Annotated in this window: 28 protein-coding genes; 9 read left to right on the forward strand and 19 right to left on the reverse strand. The window is 58.6% G+C overall.

Translation table 11 applies throughout. The features are described from left to right. Position 1: 1 nt before the first annotated feature. The gene (locus tag ABNP46_RS03635) at positions 2–1,726 is read left to right on the forward strand and encodes an SLC13 family permease (protein WP_349921075.1); all 1,725 of its coding nucleotides are present in this window, start codon (positions 2–4) and stop codon (positions 1,724–1,726) included. Positions 1,727–1,908: 182 nt separating this feature from the next. Beyond that, positions 1,909–2,502, forward strand: a complete 594-nt coding sequence (gene cysC, locus ABNP46_RS03640) for an adenylyl-sulfate kinase (RefSeq protein ID WP_349921076.1) — start codon at positions 1,909–1,911, stop codon at positions 2,500–2,502. 289 nt (positions 2,503–2,791) lie between these two features. Here cysC and ABNP46_RS03645 read toward each other — a convergent pair whose 3' ends face one another. The 12 genes from ABNP46_RS03645 to ABNP46_RS03700 all read right to left on the reverse strand — a co-directional run bounded on the left by ABNP46_RS03645 (position 2,792) and on the right by ABNP46_RS03700 (position 13,952). Then, positions 2,792–3,274 (reverse strand): hypothetical protein, encoded by a 483-nt coding sequence (locus ABNP46_RS03645; RefSeq protein WP_349921077.1) that lies wholly within the window; start codon positions 3,272–3,274, stop codon positions 2,792–2,794. A gap of 303 nt (positions 3,275–3,577) precedes the next feature. Next, positions 3,578–4,210, reverse strand: coding sequence for a DUF2971 domain-containing protein (locus tag ABNP46_RS03650; protein WP_349921078.1), 633 nt, complete (start codon positions 4,208–4,210; stop codon positions 3,578–3,580). A gap of 161 nt (positions 4,211–4,371) precedes the next feature. Further along, positions 4,372–5,007: a hypothetical protein gene (locus tag ABNP46_RS03655; protein ID WP_349921079.1), complete on the reverse strand. Its 636-nt coding sequence runs from the start codon at positions 5,005–5,007 to the stop codon at positions 4,372–4,374. Between the two features lie 776 nt (positions 5,008–5,783). Next, positions 5,784–7,412 carry a methyl-accepting chemotaxis protein gene (locus tag ABNP46_RS03660; protein WP_349921080.1) on the reverse strand — a complete coding sequence of 543 codons (1,629 nt, stop codon included), beginning with the start codon at positions 7,410–7,412 and terminating at the stop codon, positions 5,784–5,786. Positions 7,413–7,681: 269 nt separating this feature from the next. Further along, the gene (locus tag ABNP46_RS03665) at positions 7,682–8,533 is read right to left on the reverse strand and encodes a TIGR03899 family protein (protein WP_349921081.1); all 852 of its coding nucleotides are present in this window, start codon (positions 8,531–8,533) and stop codon (positions 7,682–7,684) included. A gap of 327 nt (positions 8,534–8,860) precedes the next feature. Then, positions 8,861–9,331, reverse strand: coding sequence for a DUF3299 domain-containing protein (locus ABNP46_RS03670; protein ID WP_349921082.1), 471 nt, complete (start codon positions 9,329–9,331; stop codon positions 8,861–8,863). A 23-nt stretch (positions 9,332–9,354) separates the two neighbouring features. Next, entirely contained in the window at positions 9,355–10,602 is a 1,248-nt protein-coding gene (locus tag ABNP46_RS03675; RefSeq protein ID WP_349921083.1) for an ABC transporter permease, read from the reverse strand. Between the two features lie 70 nt (positions 10,603–10,672). Continuing rightward, on the reverse strand, positions 10,673–11,359 hold the full coding sequence (locus ABNP46_RS03680; RefSeq protein WP_349921084.1) for an ABC transporter ATP-binding protein: 687 nt from the start codon (positions 11,357–11,359) through the stop codon (positions 10,673–10,675). A gap of 4 nt (positions 11,360–11,363) precedes the next feature. Next, positions 11,364–11,939, reverse strand: coding sequence for a DUF2796 domain-containing protein (locus ABNP46_RS03685; protein ID WP_349921085.1), 576 nt, complete (start codon positions 11,937–11,939; stop codon positions 11,364–11,366). Between the two features lie 40 nt (positions 11,940–11,979). After that, positions 11,980–12,270 (reverse strand): hypothetical protein, encoded by a 291-nt coding sequence (locus tag ABNP46_RS03690; protein WP_349921086.1) that lies wholly within the window; start codon positions 12,268–12,270, stop codon positions 11,980–11,982. A 43-nt stretch (positions 12,271–12,313) separates the two neighbouring features. Continuing rightward, entirely contained in the window at positions 12,314–12,856 is a 543-nt protein-coding gene (locus ABNP46_RS03695) for a YtfJ family protein (RefSeq protein WP_349921087.1), read from the reverse strand. Between the two features lie 220 nt (positions 12,857–13,076). Beyond that, a complete protein-coding gene (locus ABNP46_RS03700; RefSeq protein WP_349921088.1) occupies positions 13,077–13,952 on the reverse strand; it encodes a hypothetical protein in 876 nt (291 codons plus the stop codon). A 140-nt stretch (positions 13,953–14,092) separates the two neighbouring features. Here ABNP46_RS03700 and ABNP46_RS03705 point away from each other — a divergent pair, with 140 nt between their 5' ends. Continuing rightward, the gene (locus ABNP46_RS03705) at positions 14,093–14,425 is read left to right on the forward strand and encodes a hypothetical protein (protein WP_349921089.1); all 333 of its coding nucleotides are present in this window, start codon (positions 14,093–14,095) and stop codon (positions 14,423–14,425) included. Between the two features lie 27 nt (positions 14,426–14,452). Here the strand turns inward: ABNP46_RS03705 and ppa are convergent, their stop codons facing one another. Next, positions 14,453–14,983: an inorganic diphosphatase gene (gene ppa / locus ABNP46_RS03710; protein ID WP_349921090.1), complete on the reverse strand. Its 531-nt coding sequence runs from the start codon at positions 14,981–14,983 to the stop codon at positions 14,453–14,455. Between the two features lie 179 nt (positions 14,984–15,162). Here ppa and mpl point away from each other — a divergent pair, with 179 nt between their 5' ends. Further along, a complete protein-coding gene (gene mpl / locus ABNP46_RS03715; protein WP_349921091.1) occupies positions 15,163–16,530 on the forward strand; it encodes a UDP-N-acetylmuramate:L-alanyl-gamma-D-glutamyl-meso-diaminopimelate ligase in 1,368 nt (455 codons plus the stop codon). Position 16,531: 1 nt separating this feature from the next. After that, positions 16,532–17,143 (forward strand): flavin prenyltransferase UbiX, encoded by a 612-nt coding sequence (locus tag ABNP46_RS03720; RefSeq protein ID WP_349921092.1) that lies wholly within the window; start codon positions 16,532–16,534, stop codon positions 17,141–17,143. A 75-nt stretch (positions 17,144–17,218) separates the two neighbouring features. Here the strand turns inward: ABNP46_RS03720 and ABNP46_RS03725 are convergent, their stop codons facing one another. Then, the gene (locus ABNP46_RS03725; RefSeq protein ID WP_349921093.1) at positions 17,219–17,833 is read right to left on the reverse strand and encodes a TetR/AcrR family transcriptional regulator; all 615 of its coding nucleotides are present in this window, start codon (positions 17,831–17,833) and stop codon (positions 17,219–17,221) included. 201 nt (positions 17,834–18,034) lie between these two features. Between ABNP46_RS03725 and hpt the strand changes: the two genes are divergently transcribed. From hpt to ABNP46_RS03745, 4 genes are all read left to right on the forward strand, one after another. Further along, positions 18,035–18,565, forward strand: coding sequence for a hypoxanthine phosphoribosyltransferase (gene hpt / locus ABNP46_RS03730; RefSeq protein ID WP_349921094.1), 531 nt, complete (start codon positions 18,035–18,037; stop codon positions 18,563–18,565). 108 nt (positions 18,566–18,673) lie between these two features. Then, on the forward strand, positions 18,674–19,591 hold the full coding sequence (locus tag ABNP46_RS03735; protein ID WP_349921095.1) for an ABC transporter ATP-binding protein: 918 nt from the start codon (positions 18,674–18,676) through the stop codon (positions 19,589–19,591). Between the two features lie 46 nt (positions 19,592–19,637). After that, positions 19,638–20,411 (forward strand): ABC transporter permease, encoded by a 774-nt coding sequence (locus ABNP46_RS03740; protein WP_349922368.1) that lies wholly within the window; start codon positions 19,638–19,640, stop codon positions 20,409–20,411. 969 nt (positions 20,412–21,380) lie between these two features. Then, positions 21,381–21,671, forward strand: coding sequence for a hypothetical protein (locus tag ABNP46_RS03745; protein ID WP_349921097.1), 291 nt, complete (start codon positions 21,381–21,383; stop codon positions 21,669–21,671). A gap of 84 nt (positions 21,672–21,755) precedes the next feature. On the opposite strand, the gene ABNP46_RS03750 is transcribed toward ABNP46_RS03745, so the two are convergent. The 5 genes from ABNP46_RS03750 to pcnB form a co-directional block, all read right to left on the reverse strand. Next, positions 21,756–22,103 carry a putative quinol monooxygenase gene (locus tag ABNP46_RS03750; RefSeq protein WP_349921098.1) on the reverse strand — a complete coding sequence of 116 codons (348 nt, stop codon included), beginning with the start codon at positions 22,101–22,103 and terminating at the stop codon, positions 21,756–21,758. Between the two features lie 86 nt (positions 22,104–22,189). Further along, positions 22,190–23,056 carry a pantoate--beta-alanine ligase gene (panC, locus tag ABNP46_RS03755; protein WP_349921099.1) on the reverse strand — a complete coding sequence of 289 codons (867 nt, stop codon included), beginning with the start codon at positions 23,054–23,056 and terminating at the stop codon, positions 22,190–22,192. Positions 23,057–23,160: 104 nt separating this feature from the next. Further along, positions 23,161–23,955 carry a 3-methyl-2-oxobutanoate hydroxymethyltransferase gene (gene panB, locus ABNP46_RS03760; RefSeq protein WP_349921100.1) on the reverse strand — a complete coding sequence of 265 codons (795 nt, stop codon included), beginning with the start codon at positions 23,953–23,955 and terminating at the stop codon, positions 23,161–23,163. 18 nt (positions 23,956–23,973) lie between these two features. After that, the gene (folK, locus tag ABNP46_RS03765) at positions 23,974–24,471 is read right to left on the reverse strand and encodes a 2-amino-4-hydroxy-6-hydroxymethyldihydropteridine diphosphokinase (protein ID WP_349921101.1); all 498 of its coding nucleotides are present in this window, start codon (positions 24,469–24,471) and stop codon (positions 23,974–23,976) included. A gap of 9 nt (positions 24,472–24,480) precedes the next feature. Further along, positions 24,481–25,935, reverse strand: a complete 1,455-nt coding sequence (pcnB, locus tag ABNP46_RS03770; RefSeq protein ID WP_349921102.1) for a polynucleotide adenylyltransferase PcnB — start codon at positions 25,933–25,935, stop codon at positions 24,481–24,483. Positions 25,936–26,033: the final 98 nt, after the last annotated feature.

Consider the following 26,033-nt stretch of genomic DNA (forward strand, 5'->3'; position numbering starts at 1 on the left):
CATGACCTGGCAACAATCCCTGGTGCTGGGTCTGCTGGCTGCCCTCGTGGTCCTGCTGATCCAGGGCAAACTCCGTCCGGCGCTGCTCTTCTCGGGCGCCGTGCTCATCACCTACCTGAGCGGGCTGGCGGACATCAACGCCGTGGTGGCGGGCTACACCAACAGCGCCCTGCTGACCCTGGTGCTGCTGTTGCTGGTGTCGCTCGCGGTGGAGAAGACCCGGATCATGAGCTGGTTCGCCAACCTGGTGGGCACGGGCTCGTTCAACAAGGTATTGGTGAAGGTGTGGTTCTCCACCGCTTTCCTGTCGGCCTTCGTCAACAACACCGCCGTGGTGGCCTCCATGCTGGGGGCGGTCAAACGCAACCCCAACCATGCGCCGTCACGGCTGCTGCTGCCCATGTGCTTCGCGGCGACTTTCGGCGGGGTGCTGACGCTGATCGGCACCTCCACCAACCTCATCGTCAACAGCTTCCTCGTCAAGATGGGGGCCCAGCCCCTCGGCATGTTCGACTTCTTCATGGTGGGCGCGGGGACCCTGTTGACCGGTCTGGTGGCCGTGCTGCTGTTTGCCCGCCACCTGCCGGAGCAGGACACCGAGATGAGTCGGGAATCCGGCTACTTTCTGGAGGCCAAGGTGGGGGTTGGCTCGCCCCTGGCCGGGCGCAGCGTCAAGGAGAACGGCCTGCGCAGCCTCAAAAGCCTCTATCTTGCCGAGATCATCCGTGGCAACCAGGTGATCTGCCCGGTGCAGCCGGAACACGAGCTGCACGAGGGGGACATGCTGCTGTTTTGCGGCGATGTGGAGAGTGTCGGCGTGCTGCAAGAGCTCAAGGGGCTGGATCTTTACGGCCAGCATCGCCTCAATGGCCAGCATCTGGTGGAGGTGATCGTCAGCCACAGCTCGCGCTTGGTGGGGCAATCCATCAAGGATGCGGAGTTTCGCACCCACTTCGATGCCGTGGTGCTGGCGGTGCGCCGTGGCGAGACCCAGCTCACCGGCGGCCTCGGCCAGATTGAACTGCACGTGGGGGATACCCTGCTGCTGGCGCCCGGCCCCAAGTTTGCCAGCAACAAGTCCCTCTCCCGGGAGTTCGTGGTGGTGAGCGGGCTGGAAGCCTCCACCCGCCTCGATGGCAAACGCAGCGCCGCCGTGGTGCTGGGCTTTCTCGGGGTGCTGGCCCTGTCGGTGCTGGATCTGGTGCCGCTGTTCAAGGGCTTGCTGGTGATGCTGGTGGCGCTGCTGTTCTCCCGCATCCTGACGCTGGACGAGATCCGCCGCCGCTTCCCGCTGGATATCTGGCTGGTGGTGGGCGGGGCGCTCGCCATCGCCGATCAGCTGGAAAAAAGCGGCCTGGCCCGCCTCATCGCCGACTGGCTGATGGGGGAGTTCAACGGCGCCAGCCCCTTCATCGCCTTCCTCGGCATCTACCTGTTCACCCTGGTGCTGACCGAGCTGATGAGCAACAACGCGGCGGCGGCCCTGGCCTTCCCCATGGGTTATCAGCTGGCGCTCAGCATGGATGTCTCCACCATGCCGTTCATCCTGGCAGTGCTGTTCGGGGCCAGCTCCAGCTTCATACTGCCCTACGGCTACCAGACCAATCTGATGGTCTACGCGGCGGGCAACTACAAGATGCCGGATTACCTCAAACTGGCCCTGCCGGTCTCCCTGGCCTACAGCATCGGGGTCGTCATCATGGTGCCCCTGCTGTTCCCGTTCTAAGGCGGTGCCATCGGCTTTGGGGCATCGGTGGGAAGATAAATAGACGATGGCCCAGTTACCCGTCAGTGGCGGGTAACTGGGCCGGGCTCCAGAGAGCCAGAGAGCCAGAGAGCCAGAGAGCCAGAGAGCCAGAGAGCCAGAGAGTTTCAGCATTGAGGCGCAAGCCAAGCAAGGAGTTTTGAATGAGCAATATCGTGTGGCATCAGCATGCCGTCGACAAACAGAGCCGCGCCGCGCAGAAGGGGCAAAAACCCCTGGTGATCTGGTTTACCGGTCTGTCCGGGGCGGGCAAATCCACCCTGGCGGGGGCGCTGGAGCAGGCGCTGGCGGCCGAGGGAAAACACACCTATCTGCTGGATGGGGATAACGTGCGCCACGGCCTCTGTGGTGACCTTGGCTTCGACGATGCCGCCAGACAGGAGAATATCCGCCGGGTCGGCGAGGTGGCGAAGCTGATGGTGGATGCGGGCCTTATCGTCCTGACCGCCTTTATCTCGCCGTTCCGCGCCGAGCGGGAGCTGGTGCGCAATCTTTTGGGAGCCGACGAGTTTGTTGAGGTATTTGTCGATGCGCCCCTCGCCGTCTGTGAAGAGCGCGATCCCAAGGGGCTCTACAAAAAGGCGCGAGCGGGGGAGATCCGCAATTTCACCGGTATCGACTCCGCTTACGAGGCGCCGGTTCAGCCCGAAATTCACCTGCTTAACTCCGGTAAACCGGTGGCCGTGCTGGTGGATGAGCTGCTGAGCACCCTGAGGCTGCGGGGGTTGATCGACTGAGATCGATTGCCCATATCGAGCATGGATATTCTAGGGGGCTGTGCCCCCTTATTTATTGCTTTCCAATTGTTCGCCTTGTCGCCGTCATTTACCGTTGAGTGCTTTTGATATGTAGGGTGCGATAAGCGCAGCGTATTGCACCGCGAACCTGATGACGGGCTCTCTGCCTAGAGGAGGTATAATACCGTGTTCGCATACATTTTAGGGGACGGCCGTACTACACAGTACTTTAAAAGGTGAGTGTCCCAATTTTTTTCCCAAGTGTTGTTAATCCGTCTTAAACGCTTTTTTAGCATTGATTTCTTTCACTACGGGTTTTGTATTCATATCTTTCTTTGTGGTTGCATAAATACAGTATTGGTTTTCGCTTGTCCTTAGACTTTTCATTTCTTTTTATGATGAAGTATTCAATAAGTGTGGGTATTAGTAAAACCAAAGTGAAAATAGCACCAGAGAACAAAAAGTAAGTCCACATCCCATTAAGTATACCAATTAAAGTCAAAAGTGCTGTAGCTATAGTCGCTGCACACATAAGAGATGGGCATGAAATTTTTGTTGTAGCTTCTTGTTTTGCTCTTTCCCAATCGTGTTTAAGTAAGTAGGATGTTCGGTCACAAAATTCTTGTACCTTAACTGCTGACCAATCACCTGAAATGTTATTAAGTGACGTTAGAAGTAACTGATCTTCTTTGTCCTCAGGGTTTAGTCTAACAACCAACTCAGCCTCAAGCAGTTCCAAAGTATTAATATCTTTATTCTGTGATGCTTTCACGACTTCGATGACAATAGTTCTGAGCTGGTCTCGCCATTCCTTTCGCTCTTTTGTTATGTTTTAAATTTTATGGCTCTTGTCAGATGAAAATTTTGAAAACGATGCTGTAGCTAATGCAGAAACTAGACCAGTACCCAGCACCAGTGTTATTATTTCTTTCTCTAACATTTATTACATACTCCACTTATTAATACTAACGCTCGCTATAGATGGCGCGAGATTTCGAACGCCCAGTGACCGCAGGGGGAGGAATTTGGAGCGCAGTGGAAAATTTGTCCCGCTTGCACTGTTTGTTAGGCATGACTATCGTGACGCGCCATATGGCGGAACATAATCTGCATCAATACCCTCATCCCCAATTCCGGTACGAGCAACTTCAATATCCAGCTTTTCGCAGACGATTCTAAGAGCATGAAATAATGGCTGTGACATTCTATGGCCAGCAATAATCTTCCTAATTGGGTTTTTCAGTTTATAAAAACTATCAGTCGTGAGTATCCGAATTTCCTTTTCATATGACCAAGCATCATATTTAGAAGATAGAACTTCTCTTGCGACAGAAGAAGGGTCTGAGCTATCTGACTCGTTAACGCCTGCAAACACCCCCCTGTAAGTAATATCTACAACTTCATGCTCTGTAGTGTCTATTTCAAACTCGATCGCTACTCCAGAAAAGCCACTGGCATAGTGAGCCCAAAGTAGGTGATCATCAAAAGTTTTGGATAGTGAACAAACTCGAAGATGCTTCTTGGCCTGCTCGACCTTTTTCATAAAATTAGCAGCTGATTCTTGACTCTCACCTCTATGAGAATAAACGAAAACCCCTTCTATAGGGTCATTCAGTGTATGCCACTCAGCACAATAGAGTTGTTTGTTAAATAAGATGTCAAAGACAAAGTCCATTTGCTCTGGACCTCGGGACTTATAAAGTTTCAATTAATAATCCTTTTTGTGAATGTTCGGCTGGATGCCTAACGCCGAATTAAGCTGTGAACAGCGCCACCACCTAATTTAAACCATTGTACCCTAAACAAAAAATCCAACCTTGAACTGAAAGTGTCAAGCGTTGGGGATCACTCTTAAATGCGTTGTTATAATTATTTTTTGATGAAGCTAAACTTGGTTTTTCCAGCTTCGATACCTAACTTCAATATACCCTCTAATTGACTTGCTTCATCAATTTCAGCTTGCACCTCCTGTTGTCTGATTTCTAAATATTTACCTAGATACTCGATTGAAGATCGAATAACTAGCGTCAAAAACTTCAGAAATCTCGTATTATCAGGTGGATAGTTTAAGTCAGTTTCTGTCTCAAATACCCGGTGCATTTCCTCGCCGTCTACATATGTGTTGATTGCTGTTTCTAGGATCAGTTGATTAACTATGTATGCAGCAATTGGATCATCCATTTTGCCAAGAAGCATTCTAACTTCAGGGTTCCATACAAGAGTTTTATTAACCAACTCCTGCTTTAAATGACCTACAAATTTGTTCCTTAGATACTTCGCAAAATCACACTGCTTTGAGAATGACTTATAGTGCTCACTTAGCTCAGGATGGTCTTTGTACACTCGACGAACTGTGACTTCGAAATCAACGAAGTTTGCTACAGATATGAGGCTTTGCTTCAACAAAATCATAGTAGACATGTCACCGATACCCTTTTCTGTAAAATGAGCATCTATAGCAACTAAATCTGCTTTCAGTACCTTTGCTTGTAAAAAATGATCCACTTAATCCTCTCTATAGTTATAACAGTGATTAGATGGAAGGCGGTATTGATCCGATAGTCTAGCCTGCCATATAGCTCCGTATTATCCTTATAAACGCCACGTAAAAACTAATTTTAAATCATGATGTTGCTAGCCAATATCTGGTGTCTGACGTATTCGCGTGACCTCCTCTTTTTTCTCTACCATTTGTGCAGTGCAAAAACACAGCCAATAAAATAAAGATAGTCACAGCAATAAGTGGCGCACAGCAAGCCACCACTTGCTTATCTAGTTCATTAGGCAAAGCTACCGCCCCTGAATTTCAGCCTCCAGCCTGCTGCTTGTTACCTGTGGTGTTGCTCTGGTCTGACTCATGGTTGACTCCGACAAGAGGTGGTTCAGATGGTCATGTTACCGAACGGAGCCGGTTAGGGAAGGATGAGATGGTCGTTTCTCGGGCAAGATCAATAAATTAAGCGGTCAGCGGGTTGTGCTCGAGGGGGGATGGTGTGGTGATGGGTGCCCTACCTCTCTCAAGGCTCAACGGTATCGGGGTGGGGCAGTGACATCGGGGCGGCCACTTTGTTGAGTGCAGTGTCATGCAGCCGCCATTTAGAGAGCAGCAAAGGCAAGCTGTGGCTCGGGCGAATAAGCGGCTGGCCGCTCTGCGGGAGCGGGGTCTGATATAGAGATCCTTGCCCCATAATGTCGATGGGCCCGTCTCGTGAGAGACGGGCCCATGCTTTTTTGTATTAGCGCACGGTCTTTATATGGGGTCTGGTTTCCTCCGTGAGGGCTCAGCGGGCGAGCAGGGGTTGGCCACTGGCCATGGCCGAACTGGCGGCATGGGCGGCGGGCTGCTGCTGGAACTGGCGTACCAGCCGTTCCAGCTCGCCGAGTTGGCGCACCAGGGCCACGACTCCCTGCACCGCGTGCTGGCTGCCCTGACTGGAGTCGTCGGCGAGGCGCTTGATGCTGAGCACGCTGCGGTCTATGTCAGCGGTGACCTGGGACTGTTCCTGCACCGCCTGGGCTATCTGGTTGCTGCCGGCAGTCACCTGCAGCAGGCGATCGCTTATCTGTTGCAGCACGTCGCCGGTGGCGGAGGCTTTCAGTCGGCAACTGGCGGAGAGCCGCTCCCCTTGCGCCATGGCCTGCTCCGCATTCCCGGCACTGCCCTGCAAGAGGCTTATCATCTTCTGGATCTCGCCGGTGGAGGACTGGGTCTTGATGGCCAAGGATCTGATCTCGTCCGCCACCACCGAGAAGCCGCGGCCTGCCTCGCCGGCCCGGGCGGCCTCGATGGCGGCGTTGAGGGCCAGCAGGTTGGTCTGGTTCGCGATGCTGTTGATCACATCCAGGATGCCGTCGATGGCCCGGCACTGGGTGGCGAGGGTGTTGATCACCCCCTTGGAGGTGACCAGCTCGCTGTGCATCCCCTCCACCTCTTCGATGGTTTCCTGCACGCGGAGGTTGCCCTCCTTGAACAGGTCCGCGGTTTCGTCCAGCCGATCGGAGGAGGCGGTGGAGCTCTGCGAGACCTCGCGGATGGACTGAGCCATCTCGGTGATGGCGGTGGCGACCTGATTAGTCTGGGTCTGCTGTTGCTGCAGGTTGTCGGTGATGGTCTCGGCGTTTTGCAAGTCCGTCTGGGCGGAGGTCAGGATCTGCTGGCAGGTCTGCTGGGTGCGGGCCAGCACGGCGTTGAACTCGGCCTGATTCATCTTCATGGCGAGCTCGACCGCAGCGAGCCGATCGACCCGGCCCGTGTAGAGCAGCTGCATCAGCGGGTTGTCGAAGCGGTTGCGGGCCAACTCGCCGAGTTTGCCAAGGCGCCGGGAGAGGGCATTTACCACCAGGAGGGCAGCGATCAGGGGCAGGGCGGCGAGCCCGGCCAGCCAGCCGGATTCATGGCCATAGCCGAGACCCAGCAGGGCGAGAAGGGCGAGCAGCAGGCAGCCATTGAGCACCAGCGTGTGGGAGAAGGCTGGCAGGCGCAGGGCCAGGGGCGCTTGTCCCTCTCTCAAGCCCGCGTAGACCTTCTCGGCCCGCTGCTTGAGCGCCTCGTCCGGCGCGGTGCGCACCGACTGATACTCCATCACCTTGCCGCTCGCATCCTGAATGGGGGTGACGAAGGCGTTGACCCAGTAGTGATCCCCGTTCTTGCAGCGATTCTTGACCGGCCCCATCCAGCTCTTGCCCTCCCGGATATGGCCCCACATGTCGGCGAAGGCCTGGGTCGGCATGTCGGGGTGGCGCACCAGGTTGTGGGGGGCGCCCTGCAACTCCGCCAGGGTGAAGCCGGCTATCTGGCAGAACTCCTCGTTGGCAAAGGTGATGCGGCTCTCCAGGTCCGTGGTGGAGATGAGATTCTGATGCGCCGGGTAGAGGCGCTCACGCTGGGTAACGGGCTGGTTGACTCTCATGGGGGCGTCCGACAATGGGGATGATGAGTCCCGATCGTTCGGGACTAGTCGTCCCACTGCAAGCCGCGCACCAGAGTGCCAAGGGGCGCTTAAAATGCGTTCGATATGCGTGTTATTTGCCCAAGGCGCATGGATTGCTGAAAACCGCCAATGCCAGCGTGGCGACTAGCTGAATCGATTCGCTTTTTGGGAGCCGTTTTGGCAATGGCGGTGCCGGTTTCGCAATTTGGCAAGCTGAAAGCGGGAGCCCGCCCGGGCTCCCGGCCGATTCAGGCGGGGATGTCCGGTGCGCTGGCGGGGGGCGCAATCTGGGTTTCGATCTGCAGGTGGGTGGAGAGCAGGGTCTTCAAATCCTGCAGATACTCCTCCAGCGGCGGCTCCTCCAGCAACAGGGCGAGTTCGTTGCCCACCGGGGTGAGGCGGTAGTAGAGCAGGGTGAGGTGGCTCTGGCGCTGGCGCAGCCGCCAGTGCTGATTGCCAAAGGCGAGCTCCACCCCGTCGGCGGGCAGGGGGCCGGATTCGAGCTCCCCCCGGTGCAGCAGACCGAGATCGAACAGCAGCAGCAATGCGCTGTAGGGCACCCGATATTTGCCGAGGCCCATGCGGGTGACTTTGGCGCGGCTCAGCAGGCTGGCCCCCTTGTGCATACCGAGCAGCAGGCGTTGCTCGTCGCTCCCCTCGTAGTGGCAGCAGAGGGCGCAGATGCGCTGGAACAGCTGGGCCTCGCGCTGGGTCATCTCCTTGAGGGTGCTGAGGGCGCGGATGGAGAAGCGGCCCGGGGTTGCGACTTCCAGGGCGAAGATCCGCCCCCACAGCTGCTGCATGGGCACCATGCTGATCTCTTCGGCCAGTTGCAGGAAGCGGGTCAGCCAGTCGCTGTCCATCTCGCCGCCGGCGGCCGTCTCCTCGCAGTGACGAGAGGCCATCACCATGATGGATTCCAGATTGCGCTGGCGGGCGGCTTGCTCCGCCAGTTGGCGGAAGGTGGCGCGCTGTTCGAAGGTGCTGTCACTGTTGCGGGTGAGCATGCCGTCGATGCCGCGGCTGCGGGCCAGGCGCAGGGTCTGCTCCTGGCTGCTTAAAATGGAACTCTCTTTCTTGGGGGGCGGCAGATCGGCCATGCTGGCTCCGTGCTGGCTGAGGGGGTTTTGGCTGGTATTGAATGTTACTCCAAGCAGGCAAACGAGCAATCCCCAGAACCTATCCACGATCTTACTGTGAGCTCGTGATCAAGGTTCATGTGCTGCTCGCTTAGGTGGGGTAAAGAGTGCTCACGTATATCTATACGTTCCGGTTCCTGCGCTGCTCTTTGCCTTGCTGACGACCTCTCGTTACAGGTCGTGAAAGATCTCAGTCGGGGCCGGGCCCCCGATGTGCAGGCCGGATAACAAAATGGCCTCCCGGGGGAGGCCATTTTGATTGCATATCAAGGCAATAGACGCAGCGGCTTACTCTTCGTAGACACTGACGTCGGTCGCCTCCATGGAGTAGGAGGCGGTGGCCATCTCATGGCTCGAACTGATGGTGCGCATCTTGCCCTGCACCCAGATGGCGTCCCACAGGTCATCCACCGGTGCGCCCTTGGGGTAGCTCACGTAGATCACCTGGTTGGTGGGGGGAGGCGGGACATGGATGCAGGCGCCGAAGTAGGGCACCAGCAGGAAGGCGGTGACCTTCTTGGCATCCCCTTCGAGCGGCACCACGAAGCCCGGGATGCGCAAGTCCTGGTTGTCCAGCTTCTTGTTGACCCCGCCCACCGGTTGCGGCACTGACGCCATGTTGCCATCGTGGCTGACCTGGGGCGGTGGCAGCAGTTTTTCACCCTCTGGAATGAGGATATCCCAGTCGATTGTCTTGTAATCCACGGCGTGGGCAGGCAAAGCCAATATGCCCAGCAGCACGGTCAGTACTTTCCACATCCTGATCGTTCCCTTTGTCATCGTCATATCCGGATACTCATGCCATCGCTCAGGCTGTAGCGATATGCGCGGGCGGCGGGCAGCAAGCCTATCACCATGCCCGCCAGCCACACCAGCCCCAGCAGTTGCCACTCATAGGCACTCGGCAGGCCGATCCCGAGTTGCAGGCCATAGTGGCTGAGCAGCCAGGGGGTGGCAAGCAGTTGCCCGAGGTAGAGGGCCCCGACTCCGAGGGCGATGCCGAGGGTGGTGAGGGCCATGGCCTCCAGTGCCAGCAGCAGGAACAGGTGGGAGGGGCCGGCGCCGAGGGAGCGCAGAATGGCGAGCTCGCGGCGCCGCTCGTTGAGCCCCGCCAGCAGGGTGGTCAGCATACCGATGAGGCCCGCCACGACCACGAAGCCCGCGATGACGGTCAGCGCCGTCTCCATCACGCTCATCATGCCCCACAGCTCCTGCAAGGCGGCCCCCGGCAGGATGGCCATCAGGGGTTCGCCGGTGTAGGTGTTGATGCCCCGCTGCAGCTGGAACGCCAATATGCGGTTGCTCAGCCCCACCATAAAGGCGGTGATGGTCTTGGGGGTGAGATCCTGCTCAAGTGCCTGCTCGGCGGTGACATTCTTGCTGTGACGACCGGTGTCCCAGCCGAGGTGAATGGCCTCTATGCCCGCCAGCGGCACGTGCACGGTGCGATCGACAGGGGTGCCCGTCGGCGCCAGTATCCCGACCACCTTGAACGGCAGGTTGTCGTGCTGGCTGAAGGAGGTGTTGCCGGCGCCGTGGGCGATGATGATGGACTGATCCAGCTTGTAGCCGAGCTTTTCGGCCACCTGGGCGCCGAGCACCGCCTCAAACGGCGTCTCGAACGGCCGGCCTTCGCGCATCTGCAGCGACTGTTGCTGACCGTACTTCAGGTGAGTGAAGTAGTCCCCGTTGGTGCCGAGCACCCGAAAGCCCTTGTGGGAGTCCCCGAGGGAGAGGGGGATGGTCCAGGCGATGCCGGGACGCTGCTTGATGGCCTGATAGGCATCCCAGCCCACGTTGTTGGTGGGGTTGCCGATGCGAAACACCGAATAGAGCAGGAGGTTCACCTGACCGGAGCGGGCGCCGACGATGAGATCGGTGCCCGAGACGGTGTTGGCGAAGCTTGCGCGTGCCTCGGTGCGTACCCGCTCCACCCCGAGCAGCAGGGTGACGCTGATGGCCACGGCCAGCAGGGTGAGCCCGGCAGTGAGGCGGCGGGCCCAGAGACTTTGCAGGGCGAGTTTCAGCATGGCGACCTCCGCATCCTGAATGGCTGGCAGCCTGCCTGCGCGGGCGGACAGAGGTTCTGGTTATCGATCTTCATGCAGCCCTCCGGTTGAGCTGTTGCAGGTTCTCCACCCGGGGGAAGAGGGGTTCGAGATAAGGGTCATGGCTGACGAAGACGAGGGTCGAGCCCTGCTTGTCGCACTCCTCGAACAGCAACTTGATGAAGGCGGCCCTGTTGTCGGTATCGAGCGCCGAGGTGGGCTCGTCGGCGATGACGAGCGGCGGGGAGCCTATCAGCGCCCGGGCGGCGGCGACCCGCTGCTGCTGGCCGATGCTCAAGGCATGGACGGGCCTGTGCAGCGCTTCGTCCGGCAACTGCAATTCCCCGAGCAGGCGGCGAGCCTCCTGTTCTGGGCTGGCGCGCAAGCGGGATCGCTTCTGGGGGGAGAAGGTGAGCGCTGTAGTGACATTGTCCAGTACGGATAAAAAAGGCAGCAGATTGAACTGCTGGAAGATGTAACCCAGATTGGCCGCCCGGAAGTGATCACGGGCGCGGCCTGAGAGCTGGGCCAGCGGTTGGCCCAGCACCTCCAGGGTGCCGTGGTTGGCGGTCTGGATCCCGGCGAGCAGCCCGAGCAGGGTCGACTTGCCGGAGCCGGAAGGCCCCTTGATGAACACCCGCTCCCCTTGCGCGATATGCAGGGCGGGCAGATCGAGTACAGCCTCGCCACCTGGCCAGGCGAAGGCCAGATCGCGGATCTCAACCACGGCGTTTGTCATGGGATCACCAGCTCAGTTTGTTGGCGGACGGGGTCAGTTCGGCCGCGGTCTGGCCGGTGGGCAGTATGCCCTGCACGCTCAGCTTTTCCAGGCTCGGGTAGACGGTAAAGAGGGTGGCTTCCAGCCCGGTCAGCTTGGCCGGCGTCTGGCAGTTGTAGGTGTACATGGCCCCGAGATCGGCGTGACCATCTTCGTGATGGTGTTCGTCGTGATCGGCGTCAGCCTTGTCATGGTCATGGTCATGGTCGTGATCATGCTCTTCCTTGGGGGCGTTGATCTCCTGTTGGGCCAGGGTGCAGCCGGCGGCAGGATCCAGTCGGAAGAGGGCATCCGGCTGCTTGAGCTGAGCCATGGCCTTGGCGTATTGCGCCTTCTCGGCATCGGTCTTGGCGGCATGCTCGAAGCCCACCAGATCGGCGGCAGGGGCCTGCAGCTCGATCATCAGCTGGTTGCCGTCGAGCACCAGGTTGAGGTGGCCGTGGCCATGCTCGTGAGCGCCGTGGCCGTGGCTTTCGTGTTCATCGTGGTTGGCTTGTACGCCAAAGGCGGCGACCGCCAGGAACAGGGTGGCTGCTTTCATCGTTAATCCTTTCAAATTCATTGATAAATAATGGAAATATCTAAACGAATGGGAAAGAAGCGGCTGGTGGGGCACGGATGCTGTAGTGGGGGACACCGAGATGGTCGATGGGGGTAAAAGCTGTGGTGAGGGAGGGATAGGCGATAAAGGGAGCGGCCGGAGGCGCCAGGGTGGGCGTCAGGGCCAGCTTGCCATCCAGGTGGAGGGCGCAGACGAGGCAATGGTGATCATGGCCGGGCAGATCCGCTTCCAGCGGGTGCTGCGCCAATACCGGTTGCAACCACAACCAGCCCAGCAACAGCAACCAGATTTTCAGCTTGGAACGAACCATAGGCCCCTGTGGAAAGGGCGCCATCAGCGCCCTTTTCTTTGATTCAGAGATGGGACTTGATGAGCCCCATCACCTTGGTGATATCGGTGGCATCGAGCTGGCCATCTTTGGCGAACAGCACCTTGCCTTCTTTATCCAGCAATATGATGGCCGAGCTTTCCGGCGCAAGATCCCAGGCATTGCGGGCCATGCCCTTGGCGTCCAGCACCATGGCGGACCAGGGGAACTCTTTCTTGCTGTCTTCGGCGCTGCTCTTCACAAAGCCGGAGGTGCCCCAGATGGCGTCATTGCTGTTGATGATGGTGACGGTCTGGTATTGATCATGGGGCAGCTTGGCGGCCTTGATCGCCTCGATCATGGGGCCGTTGAGCTCCTTGGCGCTGGAACGACCCGCGATGTGCTGGATCAGAAATACCTTGCCAGTCAGCACCTTGCTTTGCCAGGGCTGGTAGCTTATCTCTTTGTCCTTCAACACCAGTTCGCCTTTGTCGGCGATGTTGACCAGGGGAACCTGGGCAGATTCCTTGATGTTGTGGGCCATGACCAGGCTCGGCAGCAGCGCCAGAGTAAGTACGAGATGTTTCATCCGTATGACACTCCTTTGTTATGTTATAACGACTTGTGGTTGAGGGGAAGAGGCACACTACATCCTAAACCGATCGGATTTGTTTAAAAAGTGTTAAATGTTATCGCCTTGCGGAGGGTGCCATCCTGGCCATCCAGAGGCGGCCCGCTGGCAAGCGGTCGCTAGAATCGCATGCAGTCGATAAAAATCAACTGCTTGCAAACTGGTTTGAGCAGTAGCGTCAGTAGAGGGGTTCGCTCACCAGCGGGATCTGGGCCATGGTCATCTGCTGGGCCAGCAGGGGGGAGCCGGTCAGCAGCACGTGGCGCTGATTGCCGATCACCACGGTGTCTCCCTTGAGGCCGCTGTCTGCGGTGATGGCAAGCCAGGCAGGGGAGACGCTGCCGATGCTGATGTTGGGGTAGATGATGCTGAGCATGTATTGGGGGGCGAGCTCCGCCAAGAGGCTTGCCATCAGCAGCGCCTTCTCGTCGCTGTCCGCCTTGTTGTCCTGCAGGGCCTGCAGGGGCGGCGCGAAGTGATCCATCTGCTCGGGCGGAGTGGGAATGGCGTTCAACCACTCCTGCAATAGATGCACGCTGGTGGCCAGATCCTTGGCGGAGAACTGTTGAGCCAGAGGTTTGAGATCGCCCTTGAACTGATAGAACAGCTGGGAGTAGTTGGGCCGTACGCAGGGGAGCTTGATATTGGCCGGATGAATGCAGGGGGAGACCCGCATCTGGTAGAAGGCATCCTCCTGATATTGTTGATAGGCCTGCCAGAACTGGGTCGATTCCTGGCTGTTGTCGTGCAGGGTGAAGGCCTGCTCCAGATTGCGAAACTTGGTGGCGGTTTCCGGGCTGCTCTGATTGATCTGGTTGATGCTGCTGTAGAGGCGCGGGCTGATATAGGAGTAGAGCGTCTCCAGGGGATAGTTGAGGGAGGCATCGAGTTGGGTCATCTCGTGGCGACTGGCGGAGAGAATGCGTTCGTCCGTGCTCAGTTGCAGGTGTTTTTGCTGGCCATCGGCGGAGAGCCATTGCCAGCTGAAATTGACCTCCTGAGCGCAAGAGGTGCCCACCATCAGACTCCACAGCAGAGCTTGTGCCAGTTTCATGAGGATGCTTCCTGCGCCGGTTGATATTAAACAACTAGGTGAGAGCGCGGGATTTGGATTGCTCCAATGAGGCTTTAGTTGGTAATTAATTGATAAGGCTTTAAATTTAATTTCTAAAATATTCGATTTGGAGGACGACCATGAGATCTGGCGCCATATTCCTGCTGTTGTTAACCACCCTGCCGGCGGCGGCGGGCCAGGTGATCGTCAATCAGGGGCTCTCTCCGGCGGATACCTTCGCCCTGCGGGACAGGTTGGCACGTGAACACGAATGGCAGGAGTGGTTGCGTTTCCAGCAGGCGGTCAAGTGGCTGGAGGTGCTGCCGGTGAACTGCGATCTGGTGGGCAGTGCGGGTGGAGAGTATCGCTGCGGCGATGACTACTATCGCCCCTATCGCGACAACGGCCGCGACATCTATATCCAGGGGGATCCACCGGGCAGGCAGCCAAGGACCAACAAAAAGGCGCCATAAGGCGCCTTTTTATCACGAGGACGGTGCTTATTTGGCAGCGTAACGCTCGGCAGAGGTCAGGATCTCGGCTTCGGCGGCGGCCTTGTCGCCCCAACCTTCCACCTTGACCCACTTGCCCGCTTCCAGCTCTTTGTAGCGCTCGAAGAAGTGCTGGATCTGGGCTTTCAGCAGCTCGGGCAGATCGTTCACATCCTTGATGTGATCGTATTGCTTGGTCAGCTTGGAGTGCGGCACGGCCACGATCTTGGCATCTTCGCCAGACTCGTCGGTCATCTTCAGCACGCCGACCGGGCGGCAGCGAATGACGGAGCCGGCCAGCAGCGGGTAGGGGGTCGGAACCAGCACGTCGACGGGATCCCCATCCAGGGACAGGGTGGCGTTCACGTAACCGTAGTTGCACGGGTAGAACATCGGGGTGGACATGAAGCGATCCACGAAGATGGCACCGCTGTCCTTGTCGACTTCGTATTTGATCGGGTCGGCATTCTGCGGGATTTCGATGATGACGTAGATGTCGTCGGGCAGGCTCTTGCCAGCCGGTACCAGATTCAGGCTCATGACATTTCCTTTAGCATGTTGGAGTCGAGTTTGCAGGCCGACATTATAGCGATGTCCCGTCAAATGACCATATTTCGCGGCCATTGCGACAGCCTTGGTACCACGGCGGCAGCTTGGGTCTGCCAAATTCCGGCGACCTTGGTAGAATGCCCACTCCCTTCATTGGACAAGGCAGTGGTATGCACATTCATATTCTCGGGATCTGCGGCACCTTCATGGGTGGTCTGGCGGTGTTGGCAAAGCAGCTTGGCTATCGGGTGACCGGCTCCGATGCCAATGTCTACCCCCCCATGAGTACCCAGCTCGAGCAGCAGGGGATCGAGTTGACCGAGGGCTATGACCCGTCCCAGCTCAGTCCCGCGCCGGATCTGGTGGTGGTCGGTAACGCCATGAGCCGTGGCAACCCTTGCGTGGAATATGTGCTGGATCGCAACCTGCCTTATATCTCTGGCCCGCAGTGGCTGCTCGAACATGTGTTGAAGGATCGCTGGGTGCTGGCCGTGGCGGGCACCCATGGCAAGACCACCACCGCCAGCATGCTGGCCTGGGTGCTGGAATACGCCAAGCTGGAGCCAGGCTTTCTCATCGGTGGCGTGCCGGGCAACTTCCCGGTCTCCGCGCGCCTGGGGGCGGCCCCCTTCTTCGTCATCGAGGCGGATGAGTATGACTGCGCCTTCTTCGACAAGCGCTCCAAGTTCGTCCACTACCACCCGCGCACCCTGATCATGAACAACCTGGAGTTCGATCACGCGGACATTTTCCCGGATCTCGCCGCCATCCAGCGCCAGTTCCACCACCTGATGCGCACCGTGCCGAGCAATGGCCGGGTGCTGTTCCCGCAGGCGGATCACAACCTCGGTGCCGTGCGCGAGATGGGCTGCTGGAGCGAAGTGGAGCTGGTGGGTCAGGACGACGCCAAGTGGAAGGCGGTCAAGCTGGCGGACGACGGCTCGGTGTTCGAGGTGTGGCTGGATGGCGTCAAGCAGGGCGAGGTGCACTGGGAGTGCATCGGCGAGCACAACGTCAACAACGGCCTGATGGCCATCGCCGCCGCCCGCCATGCCGGTGTCATGGTGGAGCACGGCATTGCTGCCCTGTGCCAGTTCAAATCCCCGAAACGGCGAATGGAGCTCAAAGGGGAGGTGGCCGGTGTCAGCGTCTACGACGACTTCGCCCACCATCCGACCGCTATCGAGACCACCCTCGGCGGCCTGCGCGCCAAGGTGGGCAAGGCCCGCATCCTGGCGGTGCTGGAGCCGCGTTCCAACACCATGAAGCTCGGGGTGCACAAGGCCGAGCTGGCCGCCTGTTTCGACGATACCGATGAGGTGTTCTTCTTCCAGCCGCCGAACATCGGCTGGGATCTCGGCGAGGTGACGGCTCACATGCGTCGTCCGGCCCGGGTGTTCGGGGAACTGGATACCCTGATTGCCCAGCTGGTGGCCGAGAGCCGCCCGGGGGATCATATTCTGATCATGAGCAACGGCGGTTTTGGCGGCATCCATGACAAGCTGCTTGGCTGCCTCCAGCAGAAGATCGCGGGTTAACATGGATAAACAGATCACTTTGGCGTTGACGGGGGCTTCCGGCGCCCCATATGCGCTGCGTTTGCTCGAGTGTCTGGTACAAGCCGATTACAAGGTCTATCTGCTGGCCTCTTCGGCGGCCCGGGTGGTACTCAAGACCGAACAGCAGGTGGATTGGCCCGGCAGCCCCAAGGAACTGTCGACCTATCTATGCCGCGAATATGGGGCAAAAGAGGGACAGATAGTGGCCTGTGGCAAGGAAGAGTGGTTCTCGCCGGTGGCGTCGGGCTCGGCGGCGCCGAGGCAGATGGTGGTCTGTCCCTGCTCCATGGGCACAGTCTCAGCCATCGCCAATGGCACCTCGGACAACCTGCTGGAGCGGGCGGCGGACGTGGTGATCAAGGAGCGCGGTCAGCTCATCCTGGTGCCGCGGGAGAGTCCGTTTTCCGCCATCCATCTGGAGAACATGCTGAAACTGGCGCGGCTCGGGGTGACCATCATGCCAGCGGCGCCCGGTTTCTACCACGAGCCCAAGCGTATCGAGGATCTCGTGGACTTCATGGTGGCGCGAGTTCTGGATCATCTCGGCATCGAGCAGGCGCTGACCCAACGCTGGGGCTACGCCAAGCCTTGAACTGAGCCAGGACAGGCAAACAAAAGCGGCGCCGGACTCGATGTCCGGCGCCGCTTTTTTCATGGGTGAGGCGGTTTAGGCGGCCTGAAGGGGGGCCGTCACATATTTGAACAGGAAATCAGTCACCTCTTCCCGGGACGGGCGCTGGGGCTGATTGATCATCTGCATCATGACGTAGCCAAACCCGGTCAGGGAGCGGGCCAGATCCTGCGCCGACAGCACGCTCTGGATCTCGCCACTGTCCATGGCAGCCTGCAGGTGGGGCGCGATGCGCTCCAATGCCTTGTCCAGCAGACGGGTGTAACGGGGCCAGACCTCTTCGCGGACCGACGAACTCCATTCCAGCCAGATGCTGGCATGGTCCGGGCTGTCATAAGCCGCATCGACAAAGAGTTTGACGTGGCGGTGGATGCTGTCCTTGACCGGCCCCTGACCGGTATAAGCCTGCTCGAGGATTTGTTGCACAAAACGCTCGATCTCTACCAGGACTTCATCGACCAGATCTTCACGGGTGTTGAAGTAGTTGAATACGGTCGCAACCGATACCTTGGCCTGTTCCGCGATCTCGGCATGCCCCGCACGGCCGATGCCGCGACGGGAAAATACCTCGATGGCACATTCCATCAATTGATCACGACGAGCCTCCGGCGAGAGCCGGGTTCGACGTCTTATTTCTGCGCGTGGTTCCATAGTTTTTTCATCTAATAGTTATTGATTATGGTGTTTATAGTATTGTCACCGATAATGCCGAAAGGCTTGCTAACTCTATCAATTAAAATAAGCCGATAAAAGCATCACGTATGCCTGACGCCTCGGGGCTGGAGTGATAGAATCCTCGGCTTTGATGTACATGAACGGCCAACGACCCGTTGGCCATTATTGGAGTAAGTGATGAAACATATCGTCGAGGTGATGATCTCCGAGGCTGACGTTGCCGCCCGGATCGCCAAGCTGGGTGAAGAGATCACCGCACGCTACCAGGGCTCCGATGAAGTGGTCATGATCGGCCTGCTGCGTGGCTCCTGTGTCTTCCTGGCCGACCTGTGCCGTCAGACCCAACTGCCCATCACTCTGGATTTTATGACTGCCTCCAGCTATGGCTCCGGCATGCACAGCACCCGTGACGTGCGCATCCTCAAAGACCTGGATGACGACATCAAGGGCAAGGATGTGGTGATCGTCGAGGACATCATCGATACCGGTTATACCCTCAACAAGGTACGCGAGATCCTCTCCCTGCGTGAACCCAAGTCCCTGGCCATCTGCACCCTGCTGGACAAGCCGTCTCGCCGGGAAGTGCAGGTACCGGTGGACTGGATCGGCTTCTCCATCCCGGACGAATTCGTGGTGGGCTGTGGTATCGATTACGCCCAGAAGTATCGTAATCTGCCGTTCATCGGCAAGGTAGTTCCGCAAGAATAAGCAAGGCTTACAGTGGCAACGGCAGGGTGACAGCGTCATCGACTGCCTGCAGGCGGCCTTGGCCGCCTTTTCTGTCTCGAGATGGGCTCATCCATCACAGGGGTTGCAATGAACGCATTGGAAATCAGCGGTCTGAAGAAGACCTATCAGGGGGGCGTCGAAGCCCTCAAGGGCATCGATCTCTGCGTCAAGCAGGGGGATTTCTTCGCCCTGCTCGGCCCTAACGGGGCAGGCAAGTCCACCACCATCGGCATCATCAGCTCGCTGGTGAACAAGAGCGCCGGCAAGGTAAAGGTGTTCGGCCATGATATCGATGGCGAACTGGAGCTGGCCAAGGCACAGCTCGGCCTGGTGCCCCAGGAGTTCAACTTCAGCCAGTTCGAGAAGGTGAGCCAGATAGTCATCCACCAGGCCGGCTTCTATGGCGTGCCGAGCGCCGAGGCGAAGATCCGCGCCGAGAAGTACCTGCGCCAGCTCGATTTGTGGGACAAGCGCGACATGGCGGCCCGTACCCTGTCCGGCGGCATGAAGCGCCGCCTGATGATTGCCCGCGCCCTGATGCACGAGCCCAAGCTGCTGATCCTGGATGAGCCGACCGCCGGGGTGGACATCGAGATCCGCCGCTCCATGTGGCACTTCCTGCAGCAGCTCAACGAGCAGGGGGTCACCATCATACTCACCACCCACTACCTGGAAGAGGCGGAGATGCTGTGCCGCAACATCGGCATCATCGACAAGGGGCGGCTGATTGAAAACACCAGCATGAAGAACCTGCTCGGCAAGCTGGGTCGGGAGACCTTCATGCTGGACTTGGCCCCCGGCTCCGCCCTGCCCAATGTGCCCGAATTCCAGGGCCGCATGCAGGATGAGCGCACCCTGGAGGTGGAACTGGACAAGAGCCAGTCCCTCAACAGCCTGTTCGAGCAGCTCTCCGCCCAGGGGGTGCAGGTACAGAGCATGCGCAACAAGGCGAACCGGCTGGAAGAGCTGTTCGTCAACCTGGTGGAAGAGGGGCGCAAAGCATGAGTTTCGAGATTGATCCCATCACCTTGCTGGAAGGGGTTTGTACAGCATGAATGCCAACACCTATTACATCGCTTTCAAGAGCATCCTGACCAAGGAAGTGGTCCGTTTCACCCGGATCTGGCTGCAGACCCTGGTGCCGCCGGCCATTACCATGAGCCTCTACTTCGTCATCTTCGGCAACCTCATCGGCTCGCGCATCGGTGAGATGGGGGGCTTCAGCTACATGGAGTTCATCGTGCCCGGCCTCATCATGATGTCGGTCATCACCAACTCCTACTCCAACGTCGCCTCCTCCTTCTTCAGTGCCAAGTTCCAGCGCAACGTGGAAGAGCTGCTGGTGGCGCCGGTGCCGAACTACGTCATCATCGCCGGCTACGTGGGGGGCGGCGTCGCCCGCGGCCTCTGTGTCGGCTTCATCGTCACCCTGGTGTCCCTGTTCTTCGTGCCGCTGCAGATCCACCACCTGTTCAGCGTCTTCATCACCGTGTTGCTGACCGCCATCCTCTTCTCTCTGGGGGGGCTCATCAACGCCGTGTTCGCCAAGACCTTCGATGACATCAGCATCATCCCGACCTTCGTGCTGACACCGCTCACCTACCTTGGTGGCGTCTTCTACTCCATCACCCTGCTGCCGCCATTCTGGCAGGGGGTTTCCCAGGTGAACCCCATCATCTACATGGTGAACGCCTTCCGTTACGGTTTCCTCGGTATCTCCGACGTGCCGCTCGGCACCGCCTACCTCATCATCATCGGCTTCATCGTGGCCCTCTATGGCCTGGCCTGGTGGCTCATCTCTCGCGGCACTGGCTTGCGGCACTGAGTGACTGAGCATAAAAAGGCGCCATTGGCGCCTTTTTATTATGTCCATGTAAGGCTCCACGCTCGCTTTCTCATATCTCGTGATATAGCCACATTGATTGATGGTGGATGCAGAAGAAAGCAGGTGAGTTGATACATTGATTCAATTATTTCATGCCGACTTATATTTATGTTCATCACCCCTCGCTTTGCCCGATCTTTCTATAACCTCTTTGTGCGATATGGGATTTAAAATCCCTCCACCTTCTTTTAATATATGTTACTTGGTTTTGTTTTTCTTGTGCATGATGACATGATAGTCCTGGCATCATAATTATTGCGATGCTTGTTTTTATAGGGTGAAACACCACATCAAAACTTAGCAATTTTACAGGCTCAGTATTTACTATGTTTGATGATGCCATCTGTACCGATTAATAAGGTGGCGTGCTTTTTATTAAAACATTTACAACAAATGCATGACGAAATAATCGCATTCATGGTGCATCGTTTTTCCTAATTTCATCTTGAACCCATCCATGGCCCTGGTCAGAAAGCCAAGAGCAGGGAAAGTCTCTGGCGGCAGGGAGGTGATACCTCATGACGATGGAACGGGAAGAAGGCTGGAGCGGTGCAGCCGTACTGGATGCTTGAAAATGATACCTGTTTCAGTCAGCACGGGCACTGGGCGGGGCCAAACCTTGGTGCGCATTATCTCACCGGATTTTGATGCAGAACAAAACAGCCTCACCATGGTTGATAATAATGGGATCCTGAATATTGCCGACACGGCCCTTATTCTGTTACCCATGTTCGGGAGCCGTATTACCTGATAACCCATGGAAGCACGTACTTGTCTGGTGTATGCATGCCTCATTTTCTGTCTGAGATGGCAGGAAGGTTCGGTGTTCATTATTTGTCACGGCATGACAGCACCAGCCTCGAGATAGTCTGTGAGATCACTTTATTTTAATGTTCATTGGAGAGATAAATGAGAAATGGAATTGTTTGCGGTGCCATCCTGTTGGCTATTACCGGCAGCGCTGCCGCGGTCAGTGCTGGATATCATGTGCTGGAAGAATCAAAAATAAAGCTGATATCTATAAACAGCGAACAATGTTCAGTTAATCTTGAGTCAAACAAAATTTATAAAGTGAAATGTGGAGAAAGCTTTCAGCGTTTTCGTGCCGGTGATGATGTGAAGGTGCTGGACGGCGAGAAGGGGCTGGCGCTGTATAATATTTCAAACGACCTGCTGGTGGGGGCTGCCGAAGTGCAGTGACGCACCACGGTTCACCTGATGACCAGACACCGGCCTTGCGCCGGTGTCTGTATATTCAGCCGGTGTGATGGTCATCCAGGCGGATCAGAAGACGGGGGCGTCGTACTGCACCGGTTCGTCACTGTAGACGCAGACATTCCACTTGGCGGCCAGACCGTCATCCGCGAGGCAGTAACGCTCGAAGAAGGCCTTGATCTCGGCCCGCTGGCAATGGGCCTCGAAGCTTGCCATGTCACGCCAGATCTCGTTGAAGACGATGGGGAAGCTCTCACCCTCGGCGAAGGGGCTCGGGATGTGGCGAGTCACTATGTACTGCTGGCAGCCATCTTCGCGCAGGGTGTTGGGCTCCAGACTCTGCAGTACCTGGAACAGGGCCTGCTCCTTGCCCGGCTTGGGCTGGAACTGGGCGATGCAATAAACCTTCTTGGACATGGTCTCTCCTTGGGATAAGGCGCAGTGATGGTGGGCAATGGGGCTATTGATGGAATGGCCGTACTTGAGCACGGCCATCGGGCGCATCAGCTGGGGTCAGCGTGAGCAAGCGTGACGACGCGGTTGTCGATGAGGCGAGCCTTGCCGAGATAAGCGGCCATCAGGATCACCAGTTGCTGGCTGTCGCCGGTTGCCGCCTCCAGGGTCGCCGCATCGACGATGTCGATGGCATCGGTCCGAAAACCTGCGTTGTCCAGACGCTGACTGGCCTTGGCCACCAGAGAGGGCAGGTGATGCTCTCCCGCCTCGATCTGCTCGGCTACCCAGTTCATGGTGCGGGCGAGCTCGGGGGCCAGGGCACGCTCGGCAGCGGTGAGGTAGCCGTTGCGTGATGACAGGGCCAGCCCGTCTTCGGCACGCACCGTGGGCACACCGACGATCTCGATAGGCATGGCCATGTCATCCACCATTTTGCGGATCAGTGCGAGCTGCTGGTAGTCCTTCTGGCCGAAGCAGGCCACATCCGGTTGCACCAGGTTGAACAGCTTGGTGACGACGGTGCTTACCCCGCGGAAGTGCCCCGGACGCAGCGCCCCTTCCAGCAGACTGGAGAGACCGGGCACTTCGACGAAGGTCTGGCTGGCGAGACCATGGGGATACATGAGTTCCGGGGTCGGGGTGAACACCAGATCCACGCCGGCGGCCTGCAGGGCGGCGCAGTCCTGCTCCAGGGTGCGGGGGTAGTTGGCGAGGTCTTCGGCCTTGTCGAACTGCAAGGGATTCACGAAGATGCTGACCACCACCTTCTCACCGTGGCTGCGGGCCTCGTTGACCAGGGTCAGATGGCCCTGATGCAGGTTGCCCATGGTGGGGACGAATGCGATGGCACGACCTTCACGGCGCCACTGACCGATCTGCTCGCGCAGGGCGGCGGGATTATTAACGACGAGCATCAATAGTTCACCTTCGGATAGATCCAAGAGAATGGGTTGAATGGGTTATCGGCAGATGGCGAAACGGGGGCCATGGCCCCCGCTCGCGTCCCTGAGGCCGGCTGTCAGTTGAAGCAGTGCTCCGGGCCCGGGAAGGTGCCCTCGCTGACCTCTTTCACATAGAGGCGGATGGCGGCATGCATGTCGCCGGTCTCGGCCAGGAAGTTCTTGGTGAACTTGGGCACATAGCCGGAGGTGATGCCGAAGGCGTCGTGCATGACCAGGATCTGGCCATCGGTGACGGGGCCCGCACCTATGCCGATCACCGGGATGCGCAGTGCCTTGGTGATGCGCTCGGCCAAGGCGACCGGCACGCATTCCAGCACCAGCAGCTGGATGCCGGCAGCTTGCAGCTCCAGGGCCTGGCGGTAGATCTCCTGAGCGTGATACTCATCGCGTCCCTGCACCTTGAAGCCGCCAAACACGTGTACGGATTGCGGGGTCAGCCCCAGGTGACCGCATACCGGCACGCCGTTGCGGGTCAGATGGCGGATGCTCTCGCAGAGCCAGTCGCCCCCTTCCATCTTCACCATGCGGGCACCTGCGGCCATCAGCCGGGCGGCGTTCTGGTAGGTCTGCTCCGGAGTGGCATAGCTCATGAACGGCATATCGGTCACCACCAGCGCCTTGCTGGTGCCACGCACCACGCAGCGGGTATGGTAGACCATCTCGTCCATGCTGACCGCCAGGGTGTCTTCACCACCCTGCAGCACCATGCCGAGGGAATCGCCGATGAGCAATACCTGTGCACCCTCGTCGTCAAACAGCTTGGCGAAGGTGGCGTCATAGGCGGTGATGGCGGTGATTTTCTGGCCGTCCTGCTTCATCTTCATCAGGCCGGTGGTTGTGATCTTGCTCATTGCGTTGCTCCTACTTCTCTACTCATCCGTGGCACCGGCAAGGATCGACAGACCATTGCGCGGGCAGCGGGCAACCAGTTCGGCGAGCGGGGTGCCACAGGGCAGCACCAGGTCGGGCGCCAGTTCGGCGAGGGGCAGCAGGACGAACTCCCGCTCCTTCATGCCGTAGTGGGGGACAATCAGGCGTTCATGCTGGATGACTTGCTCACCATAGAGCAGCAGATCCAGATCCAGGGTCCGCGGACCCCAGCGCTCGTCCTTGCGCACACGTCCTTGTTCCAGCTCTATTTTCTGCAATTGATCCAGCAAGGCCAGGGGGCCGAGCCGGGTCTGGAGTCGCACCACGGCATTGACATAGTCCGGCTGATCCGCCGGGCCCATGGGGCGACTGCCGTAGAGGTGCGAGGCCTGTACCAGGTTAGACTCCGGCAACGCCATCATTGCTCTGATGGCCCGCCTGGCCTGGGCGAGAGGATCCCCCAGGTTGGAGCCGATAGCGACGAAGACCTCGATCATGGGACTGGCTTACTCGGCGGCTTTGGGCTTGCGGCGACGGGGGCGGCGGCGATTGCGGCTGTTGCTGCTGCGTTTCTCACCGCTGCGCTCTCCTGCCGGTGCGCGCTCACCGCGTCCCGCGTCCCGTTGCAACTGCGGGCGCACGTCCGGGTTGGCGGCTACGTAGCGTTCCCACCAGCTGGCGAGTTCGCCCAGGCCCCGCTCGACCCGGTTGCGCAGCAACAGGAAGTCGAAAGCTGCGCGGAACTTGGGATGCTCCATGGCGCGCTCGGGATGACGGCCCTGGCGACGGGTCAGTCGCTGTTGCAGTGCCCAGATGTCGCGCACGTCCGTGGTGAAGCGGCGCGGCACCGCGATGATCCGCACCTGGGCATCCAGCACCTCGTTGATGGCCAGCATGAAGGCGTCGTACCAGGGCAGGCCGCTCTCGTTCTCCAGCACCCGGCCACGGGCTTCGACGGCGCCCCACAGCAGGGTGGCGTAGAGGAAGGCTGGGCTGACCCGCTTCTCCTCACGGACCCGGTTGTCGGTATCGATCAAGGCCTGTTCGATGAACTGCTCGTAGGGAGAGTTGCCATGGGGGGTGAACAGGGCGGCGACCTGGGGGAACAGGGGCTGGAACAGACCGTATTCCCGCAGGAGCTTGTAGGTGGCGAGGCCGTCGCCGGCGAGGAACAGCTTGAGAGTTTCCTCGAACAGGCGGGCCGCCGGAATGTCTTGCAGCAGGGGCGCCAGCTCCTTGATGGGGGCGGCGGTGCGAGGGCTGATGTGCATGTCCAGCTTGGCGGCGAAGCGCACGGCGCGCAGCATGCGCACCGGATCTTCCCGATAACGGGTCTCGGGATCGCCGATCAGTTCCAGCTTGCGCTCGGCCAGATCCTCGATGCCCCCCTCGAAGTCGTGCAGGGTAAAGTCCCTGGCGCTGTAGTAGAGGGCATTGACGGTGAAGTCGCGGCGCTCGGCATCCTCTTCGATGGTGCCGTAGACGTTGTCCCGCAGCAGCATGCCTTCATCAGACTGGGCCGACACGTGCTTGCTGGTATTGACCTGATGGTGGTGACCCCGGAAGGTGGCCACTTCGATCACGTCACGACCAAAGACGATGTGAGCCAGGCGGAAGCGGCGGCCGATCAGGCGGCAGTTGCTGAACAGTGCCTTGATCTGTTCCGGCGTCGCGTTGGTGGCGATGTCAAAATCCTTTGGCGTCTTCCCGAGCAGAATGTCACGGACGCCGCCACCCACCAGGTAGGCGTCATAGCCTCCCTTGTTCAGGCGGTAGAGCACCTTGAGCGCGTTCTCGCTGATCTCTTTGCGCGAGATGGGGTGCTGGTCACGGCTCAGGATGCGGCGCTGGCCGGCGACATGGGTCGGCAGGCTGGATTCCATCGACTGCTCGCCGTCTTCCTTGCCGAGCACCTTGCGGCAAAAGTTTGCGATCTGGGAAAAAATGGTACACCTCTTCATGACTTCAAATTGACGGGAGGCCAAAAAATAGCGGCCTATCATAGCTCAGGCCTGGCCAAATGCGAAACTATGTGGTCTGCGCACCGGATACGGCGCTG

It is taken from the genome of Aeromonas veronii (assembly GCF_040215105.1).
In the GTDB taxonomy this organism is placed as follows: Bacteria; Pseudomonadota; Gammaproteobacteria; order Enterobacterales; family Aeromonadaceae; genus Aeromonas; species Aeromonas veronii_G.

Coding starts and splice junctions, on each gene's coding strand:
- ABNP46_RS03635 (WP_349921075.1), top strand. CDS start 2: ATGACCTGGCAACAATCCCTGGTGCTGGGTCTGCTGGCTGCCCTCGTG.
- cysC (WP_349921076.1), top strand. CDS start 1,909: ATGAGCAATATCGTGTGGCATCAGCATGCCGTCGACAAACAGAGCCGC.
- ABNP46_RS03660 (WP_349921080.1), bottom strand. CDS start 7,412: ATGAGAGTCAACCAGCCCGTTACCCAGCGTGAGCGCCTCTACCCGGCG.
- ABNP46_RS03665 (WP_349921081.1), bottom strand. CDS start 8,533: ATGGCCGATCTGCCGCCCCCCAAGAAAGAGAGTTCCATTTTAAGCAGC.
- ABNP46_RS03670 (WP_349921082.1), bottom strand. CDS start 9,331: ATGTGGAAAGTACTGACCGTGCTGCTGGGCATATTGGCTTTGCCTGCC.
- ABNP46_RS03675 (WP_349921083.1), bottom strand. CDS start 10,602: ATGCTGAAACTCGCCCTGCAAAGTCTCTGGGCCCGCCGCCTCACTGCC.
- ABNP46_RS03680 (WP_349921084.1), bottom strand. CDS start 11,359: ATGACAAACGCCGTGGTTGAGATCCGCGATCTGGCCTTCGCCTGGCCA.
- ABNP46_RS03685 (WP_349921085.1), bottom strand. CDS start 11,939: ATGAAAGCAGCCACCCTGTTCCTGGCGGTCGCCGCCTTTGGCGTACAA.
- ABNP46_RS03690 (WP_349921086.1), bottom strand. CDS start 12,270: ATGGTTCGTTCCAAGCTGAAAATCTGGTTGCTGTTGCTGGGCTGGTTG.
- ABNP46_RS03695 (WP_349921087.1), bottom strand. CDS start 12,856: ATGAAACATCTCGTACTTACTCTGGCGCTGCTGCCGAGCCTGGTCATG.
- ABNP46_RS03700 (WP_349921088.1), bottom strand. CDS start 13,952: ATGAAACTGGCACAAGCTCTGCTGTGGAGTCTGATGGTGGGCACCTCT.
- ABNP46_RS03705 (WP_349921089.1), top strand. CDS start 14,093: ATGAGATCTGGCGCCATATTCCTGCTGTTGTTAACCACCCTGCCGGCG.
- ppa (WP_349921090.1), bottom strand. CDS start 14,983: ATGAGCCTGAATCTGGTACCGGCTGGCAAGAGCCTGCCCGACGACATC.
- mpl (WP_349921091.1), top strand. CDS start 15,163: ATGCACATTCATATTCTCGGGATCTGCGGCACCTTCATGGGTGGTCTG.
- ABNP46_RS03720 (WP_349921092.1), top strand. CDS start 16,532: ATGGATAAACAGATCACTTTGGCGTTGACGGGGGCTTCCGGCGCCCCA.
- ABNP46_RS03725 (WP_349921093.1), bottom strand. CDS start 17,833: ATGGAACCACGCGCAGAAATAAGACGTCGAACCCGGCTCTCGCCGGAG.
- hpt (WP_349921094.1), top strand. CDS start 18,035: ATGAAACATATCGTCGAGGTGATGATCTCCGAGGCTGACGTTGCCGCC.
- ABNP46_RS03735 (WP_349921095.1), top strand. CDS start 18,674: ATGAACGCATTGGAAATCAGCGGTCTGAAGAAGACCTATCAGGGGGGC.
- ABNP46_RS03740 (WP_349922368.1), top strand. CDS start 19,638: ATGAATGCCAACACCTATTACATCGCTTTCAAGAGCATCCTGACCAAG.
- ABNP46_RS03745 (WP_349921097.1), top strand. CDS start 21,381: ATGAGAAATGGAATTGTTTGCGGTGCCATCCTGTTGGCTATTACCGGC.
- ABNP46_RS03750 (WP_349921098.1), bottom strand. CDS start 22,103: ATGTCCAAGAAGGTTTATTGCATCGCCCAGTTCCAGCCCAAGCCGGGC.
- panC (WP_349921099.1), bottom strand. CDS start 23,056: ATGCTCGTCGTTAATAATCCCGCCGCCCTGCGCGAGCAGATCGGTCAG.
- panB (WP_349921100.1), bottom strand. CDS start 23,955: ATGAGCAAGATCACAACCACCGGCCTGATGAAGATGAAGCAGGACGGC.
- folK (WP_349921101.1), bottom strand. CDS start 24,471: ATGATCGAGGTCTTCGTCGCTATCGGCTCCAACCTGGGGGATCCTCTC.
- pcnB (WP_349921102.1), bottom strand. CDS start 25,935: ATGAAGAGGTGTACCATTTTTTCCCAGATCGCAAACTTTTGCCGCAAG.